We start from the raw sequence: 1,612 nt of genomic DNA on the forward strand, positions 1-1,612 counted from the left end.
TGGCGGGCTCCTGCGGGGGTGGGATGGCGGGTGCGGGGCGCGGCCGGGCGTCAGGGCGCGGGCGTCGGTCCGGCGCCGGCCAGCAGGGCGGCGGCGATCCCCGCGTGGTCGGGGCCCTCCGGGTCGTCGAGGCGGGCGGTCAGGTCGCGCAGGCGGGCCTCGGCGGCGGTGCAGTGCACGTCCGTGAGGGCCTGCTCCCCGTCGTGCGCGGCGGCGGCCAGGACGGCGGCGGTGCCGAAGAGTTCGCGGGCGATGCGGCCCAGGAGCAGCAGGGGGTACTGGCGGGCGCGCGGGCCAGAAGCGTCGGCGGCGCCGGAGACGGCGACCACTTCGGCGACGGTTTCGACGGCGGCCGGGAAGCGGGCGAGGCGGTCGGCGAGGGTGGCGAAGTGGCGCCGGTTGCGCGGGGAGAGTCCGCCCGGCGCCGGGGCCGGGTGGGGGGCCGGTTCCGCCGTGCCGTGCGTCCGGCGCGCCAGCAGCACGTTCGCCGTCTGGACGTCGGCCAGGAAGTCGACGCCGCCCGCCGTGCGCAGGACGCGGGCGTCGCGGTAGGCGCGCTCCAGCGGGATCGGGAGGGCGCCCCTGGCCCGCTTGGAGCGGGCGGTCTCCGTGCCCTCGCCGCCGAGCAGGGACAGGGTGCGGTCGACCACCCGCGCGCAGGCGTCCGTGCAGAGGTTGCGGGCCGTGTGGCGTTCGAACCAGCGGTCCTGCGGGGCGGGTCCGGCGAGCGCCCAGCGGATCGCGCTCTCCATGAGCCGGACGTCGGCGGCGTTCTCCGCGAGGGCGCGGCGGGTCAGGTCGTACTCCCCCAGGCCGACCCCGTCGATCCGGCGGCGCGCGGTGAACTCCACCGACCAGCGCAGGCAGTTGCGGGCGATCGCCAGCGCGGGGGCCGCCTGGATGAGCAGGCGCGCGGTCATCACCGCCGACGCGAACACCGGGGTGCGGCGGGGGTCGCCCTCCGGGACGGTCACGAGACGCTCGGCGGGGACGCGGACGCCGGTCAGGGTCAGCCGGCCGTTCGGCAGGCCCCGTACGCCGAGGTGCTCCAGCTCGGCCTCGACGCAAAAGCCCGGGTCGGTGGTGTCGACGACCGCGAGGCCCACGCGCGGGGCGTGCGCGTCGCCCCGGACCGTCACGGTCACGCCGAGGAGGGTCGCGACGGGGCCGTTGCTGATGAACAGCTTCTCGCCGTCCAGGACGTAGCCGTCGCCGTCGAACGCGGGGGTCGCGGTGACCGTCGGCCACTGGTTGCCCTGGCCCTCCGGGTCGGTGTCGGCCCAGCCGGAGATCATGCCGTCGGCGATGTGCCGGCGGATCAGGTCGCGCAGGGGCCCCTCGGGGAGGACCGGCAGGAGGGAGGCGCCGACACCGATGCCGTTGTGCACGCCCAGGAGGAAGCCGACGGCCGCCGAGCGGGTGGCCGCCGCCTCGACGACGCGGAACACGTCGTACGGGCCGAGCCCGAGGCCGCCGAGCTCCTCGTCGGCGCCCAGCGTGAACGCGCCCACGTCGTGCAGCGCCTTCAGGAACCCCTCGGGCAGCTCGCCGTCCCGGTCGACGGCTTCGAGGTCGGCGTCGGTGTCGAGGAAGGCGAGGAGACGGGTGGCGG

General features: G+C 77.2%; 1 protein-coding gene. It reads right to left on the minus strand.

All coding sequences use genetic code 11. The features are described 5' to 3' along the window. Positions 1 to 50: 50 nt before the first annotated feature. On the minus strand, positions 51 to 1,612 hold a 1,562-nt coding region (locus tag AOK24_RS37180; RefSeq protein WP_055724361.1), incomplete at its 5' end, for an acyl-CoA dehydrogenase family protein.

Origin of the sequence: Streptomyces niveiscabiei (assembly GCF_001419795.1) — a bacterium.
GTDB lineage: Bacteria > Actinomycetota > Actinomycetes > Streptomycetales > Streptomycetaceae > Streptomyces > Streptomyces niveiscabiei.